The 2370-nt window shown below is 42.0% G+C and carries 1 protein-coding gene; it reads left to right on the top strand.

Annotated features, from left to right (window positions below):
• Positions 1-742: 742 nt before the first annotated feature.
• The gene (locus F560_RS24050) at positions 743-2326 is read left to right on the top strand and encodes a SpoIID/LytB domain-containing protein (RefSeq protein ID WP_019007855.1); all 1584 of its coding nucleotides are present in this window, start codon (positions 743-745) and stop codon (positions 2324-2326) included.
• The last annotated feature ends 44 nt before the right edge of the window (positions 2327-2370 follow it).

Here is a 2370-nt window from a genome sequence, read left to right as displayed (position 1 = left end):
GCTGGGATATTCCCGCATGATGTACGTGGAGTTTACGGAGGACGAAAAGCTGGAAACCCTCATTGGCTGCCATTTGCGGGCTTTCGAGTACTTCGCGGGGACGGCGGATCGACGTTCAAGATGGGCGCAGGCACGAACGTGCAAACGAAGCTGATGCCCTTCACGACTTCGACTGCCCTTGGCGTCCGCGCGATGTCGGACGTGTTTTGCGGACAACTAAGATGTAGGACAGTAGCCAAGCTAGCTTCCTCCCACCTATTCGATTTGCTTGAATTCTACAGATCAATAGGAAATAGTGCTTATTCTAACTCTTAGGACGCCCTTCCGATTTTTTTAGGGGAATATACCAAATTTATCTTTTAATGAAACTTTTACCATATATACTGTGTCTGATATATTGCAAGGGACAATACTCAGCAGACGGGGGTGGTGCCATGGTCGACTGATGATCATACTGAGCAAAAAAGCCGTCTATGTTGTATTGGCAACTGTAGGAAATAAATCCAATTTAATATGTGGATGTAACTTTTGCGTCTTCTAAGGTGTCTAATATTTTGTTAGGGAAATTTCTGGTTGATAGGGGTTATGTTGGGATTTAGATAGATTCTGAACGACTCCGACTACGCTAAACTTTAATTAATAGCGTGTTTCGGAGGGAGGACACAGAGAAAAGATCGAAACTTATATGTGGTATGTAAGCCGCTGTCAACAACAAAATGAAGGAATGAAAGGAGTAGGAACAATGTTCAAAAGAAATGCCAAACGCATCTCTAGCTTTGGATTGGTCATGCTACTTACGGCTTGTTTCTCATCTAGTGTATTTGCAAACCCAAATACACCTCCGATCAATGATGAATCGGCAACAGTAATTTTGCAGGATATCCAGGCTCTTGATAAGCACGATTGGGATAAATACGTTAGTCTTGAGGCATCTGAAAACCAGCAAGAAATCAAGTCGTTTATCGAAAATACTGATTTTAAAAATCAATTTCTAGGAATCCATAACGTCGATTCGGTGACGCTTTCCGAAATAAAAGAGCTTCCGAACGATTTTGTGTCTCGCCTGACCAACTTTGCTTATTATCAGGATAAATACCAAGACATCCATTCTTACCTTGTAGGCATGGATTTCAAGGTGAAGAAAGAAGATAAATATTTTTATAATGGAGTAAACTATCGTCTCGTGATAGTAGGCAAGGAACTCGGGCAATGGAAGATACTCGAAAACTCCATTGCACCGATTGAAACGATTAGCAATATGGGCTACGGCTTTGGTAGTGAAGACGAAAAAGCCGCCATCTTCGTTGCAAAACAACGTGCTGAAGGAAAAATCGTTAACAAAAAGGGGGATCTGCTAGAAGACCTTCGTGCAAGTGAACAACAGATTCAAGCAGAAAAGGGATATATCAATCCCGCGCCAAGCAAGTTGACAAAAGAGGAAGATAAATATTTGCAAGAAAAGGCGCAGCAACAAAGTAGTGTTACCGAGTCCACGTATGGGGGAGTTGCGCAATCAATCATCACGCCAAACGATGTGAGCCCCTATAAACCATCCAATCAGCATCTTCCTCCCAGTAACATTCGTGTATATAGGGTCAATTACAACCGGATTGATACGCCGACACTCTATGATTATGTACGGGGAGTCTTGCCGAACGAATGGATTTTATATACCACCCCTAAAATGGAATCTTTAAAAGCAGGGGCAATGGCTACCAAATTTGTCGGTTGGTATCGTGTTTGGGCAAGCCCCAAGTATCCTAACGAGGCTTATGATGTTAAGGATACAACGGCCGACCAGGTTTATAATCCGGAAGCAGGTAAGGAAACATCCGATTCTCTGGCAGCTATAAATGCGGTTGGAGGAATTGGTATAGAAAACTCAAGTGGCAATATTTTCTACACTGCTTATGTAGCTGGTACGCAAGGACAACCGGGACCTTACCACGGTGGAGAGATGAAACAATACGGCGCAGATTATCTGAACGACCAAGGCTATAATTGGATGGAGATTCTGCATTATTACTACGATCAATCGGACAAATCGTCCGGAAATATTGCTCCTTTCTTTTATAGCGGTTCTTATTGGAATGAAGGTGAGAGCTTAACTTATTACTCAACTGCATATGGTCAAACAGAAAAATGGTTTAAGGTAACAAGTCAAAACAGATATGTAGATATAGAAACAGTTCCTTATGGTCCGGAGACTGACACTTATCTGGAGTTGTATGATGCTAATTTAAGATTTTTAACAAGCAATGACGATTCCGGTGGTGGCACAACACTTCGCTCAAACCTGACATGGAACGAAAGTGTCGACAAATAAAAACTTCATCCACAAATCTTACTGTAAATGTAAAAGTGAGAAGA

The organism is Cohnella laeviribosi DSM 21336 (assembly GCF_000378425.1).
GTDB classification, from domain to species: Bacteria; Bacillota; Bacilli; order Paenibacillales; family Paenibacillaceae; genus Cohnella; species Cohnella laeviribosi.
Note: the sequence above shows the minus strand (reverse complement) of the source record. Positions and strands in the feature narration are given on the sequence as shown.

Bases quoted from the DNA above. Each gene is read 5' to 3' on its own strand.
- F560_RS24050 (WP_019007855.1), top strand. From the start codon at position 743: ATGTTCAAAAGAAATGCCAAACGCATCTCTAGCTTTGGATTGGTCATG.